A 2053-nucleotide genomic window follows, 5' to 3' on the forward strand; every position below is an offset into this window, starting at 1 on the left:
TGGTAGGAAAACGGTTTCGGTGAAGTAGTGCAGGTGATTAATCAGGCGCACCTTTTCTTCGGCAATGTCGAGTTTCTCCATGTAATAGATCATCTCCTGCTCGTAGCGGTTCTGGTCGTAGAGTTCGGAACTGGATACTTCGAGGATATGGCCTCTGATGCGGCTCCTGATCTGCTCCATGCGTAGGGGGTCATGCTTTTCCACCTCAGCCAGCAAAATGCGGATACGGTCTATGTAGGACATGATCTCTGTGGAGAGGGCCTTGCCTTCATCGGCCCGGAAAGAGTTGATGTTGTCCAGCGCTTCCTGCACCAGGGGCTGCACCACTTCCCAGTCTGCTTCTCCCTCATCTTCTCCCTGGTCTTGTTGCAATACATCCGGCATATGCAGGGCCAGGCGGAACAGGTCGGTTTTGGAACCGCCTACCATATCGGCTGCATCGCTGAGCTCTTTGTAATAAGCCTTCAGCAGTTCTTTGTTGATGTTGCTTTTTGCTTTCTGGGTTTTGTTTTTGGAGTATTCAATGCAGATGCTCACTTTGCCGCGTACCAGGGCTTTGGTCAGCAGGGTCCGGACCTCGTACTCACGCTCCGACAGGAAGCGGGGCAGACGCACGCTCAGGTCCATTCCTTTGGAGTTAAGCGATCTTATTTCAATACTGATGGAATATTGGTCGGTATCAAGGCGGGCACTACCATAGCCTGTCATGGACTGCAACATAAGCACTTTTAATATTAATGTTTTGGCAAATTAGGGATAATTCTTCACTTATACGCAGCTGAAACAGTAAAAGCTCCTGAAAGATAGGGAGGGAATGTGCAGCCAAAGTAAATTTTTACTTAACTTTGAATCATGAAATTTGGTGTAGTCGTTTTCCCGGGGTCCAACTGCGACCAAGATCTGGTGGATGCCATTCAGGTTGGCATGAAACAGGAAGTTGTAAAGCTGTGGCACAAAGATCATGACCTGCAGGGTTGTGATTTCATCTTGTTGCCTGGCGGTTTTTCGTATGGAGATTACCTCCGCTCTGGTGCCATTGCCCGCTTCTCTCCGATTATGCAGGAGGTTGTGCAGCATGCTAACAAAGGGGGGTATGTGATGGGGATCTGCAATGGTTTCCAGATACTGACAGAGGCCGGGCTGCTGCCGGGTGCACTGCTGCGCAACGTAAACCAGAAGTTCATCTGCGACAACGTGTACATCAGGCCGGTGACAACCAACCTGTTGCCAACGCGCCTGCTGGATGTGAATAAGGCCTACAAGATACCGGTAGCACATGGCGAAGGCCGCTACCACGCTGACAAGGAAACACTGCGCAAGTTGGAAGGCAACGACCAGATCATGTTTAAGTATAGCAGCAATGTGGCGGATACGCACGAGCTTTATAACATCAACGGCAGCCTGCTGAATATAGCAGGGGTCAGTAATGAGAAGAAGAACGTGTTCGGCATGATGCCCCACCCGGAACGCGCTGTAGACCCGGAACTGGGCAACACAGACGGACGCGCTATTTTCGAGTCTATCCTGGAAATGGTGAATGCTTAAGAAGAAAAAGGTATAGCCCTGCGGCTATCAATAGACTATAAAGCAGCAGCCCCTCTTGTGAATCACAGGAGGGGCTGCTGCTTTATATACCTGCAGGAAACAGCTATACCTTAGGTAGAGGAGAACTATTCCTTTCTTCCGTTTTGTAACTGCTGCCTTTGCACGTGGAGCATTTTCGTGTTGCTTGCTCTACCGGATCCAACCACCCCTGCCCCTCAGAGCTACGCTCGCAAGCTTCGAACTCGCGTTCTCGCTTGTCCTTTTTCGAGGGCCCCTACCCCCAGGAGGGGAGCCTGCTATCCTCCCAGGGCTTCAGTTACTGTTTCATAGCTTCTGTTTAATCATCCCCCTGCCCCCTTCGAAGGGAGACTTTCCAGCACGAGCAGGTATAGCAGCAGGTATAGCGGACAAGTATAGCAAGACATCCTTACAACCTTAACTACGCAGGTATAGCTTGAGCCAGTTGCACTTTGTGACCCTCCACTGTTCGAGCGTTCAGCGAGTTTGG

Annotated in this window: 2 protein-coding genes; one reads left to right on the forward strand and one right to left on the reverse strand. The window is 50.6% G+C overall.

Going from position 1 to position 2053, the window contains the following annotated elements; all coding sequences use genetic code 11:
* Positions 1–720 (reverse strand): YicC family protein (locus tag OB13_RS15690; protein ID WP_461491121.1); only part of this gene is annotated, 720 nt, incomplete at its 3' end.
* 132 nt (positions 721–852) lie between these two features.
* On the opposite strand from OB13_RS15690, the gene purQ reads away from it, so the two are divergent.
* Complete coding sequence (gene purQ / locus OB13_RS15695) at positions 853–1545, forward strand: phosphoribosylformylglycinamidine synthase subunit PurQ (RefSeq protein WP_461491122.1); 693 nt, start codon at positions 853–855, stop codon at positions 1543–1545.
* Positions 1546–2053 lie beyond the last annotated feature (508 nt).

The sequence above is a fragment of the Pontibacter sp. HJ8 genome (assembly GCF_054824225.1).